Source organism: Serratia sp. PL7 (genome assembly GCF_945957435.1).
This window is the reverse complement of record NZ_CAMFLB010000109.1, coordinates 1-715: the sequence shown is the minus strand read 5'-3', so window position 1 is coordinate 715 and position 715 is coordinate 1. Positions and strand designations below refer to the sequence as shown.

The window sequence follows — 715 nt, the reverse complement described above, 5'->3', positions numbered from 1 at the left end:
GCTACGGCGACGTACGATGAACTTATCAGTACGCTTGTTGCTACGGGTCTTCTTACCTTTGGTCTGAACGCCCCACGGAGTTACCGGGTGCTTACCAAAGTTACGACCTTCACCACCACCGTGCGGGTGATCTACCGGGTTCATCGCCGTACCGCGAACGGTAGGACGAACACCACGCCAACGTGCAGCACCTGCTTTACCCAGAACGCGAAGCATGTGTTCAGCGTTACCGACTTCACCCAGGGTGGCGCGGCAATCAGCTGGAACTTTACGCATTTCGCCAGAGCGCAGACGCAGAGTTACGTAGGAACCATCACGAGCAACGATCTGAACGTAGGCACCAGCGGAGCGAGCCATCTGGCCGCCTTTACCTGGTTTCATTTCTACGTTGTGAACCGTTGAACCAACTGGAATGTTGCGCATCGGCAGGGTGTTGCCCGCTTTGATTGCAGCATCAACGCCAGATTGAATCTGGTCACCAGCTTTCAGGCCTTTCGGCGCCAGGATGTAACGGCGTTCGCCGTCTTTGTACAGAACCAGCGCGATGTTCGCGGAACGGTTCGGATCGTACTCCAGACGCTCAACCACAGCAGGGATACCGTCTTTGTTGCGCTTGAAGTCAACCAGACGATAATGTTGCTTGTGGCCACCACCGATATGACGGGTGGTGATACGGCCATTGTTGTTACGACCACCGCTTTTGCTCAGTTTTTCC

1 protein-coding gene is annotated in these 715 nt (G+C 55.1%); it reads right to left on the bottom strand.

The window, feature by feature from the left end:
* The coding region (rplB, locus tag N6G83_RS54455) for a 50S ribosomal protein L2 (RefSeq protein WP_260524439.1) at nucleotides 1-715 on the bottom strand (715 nt) is incomplete at both ends.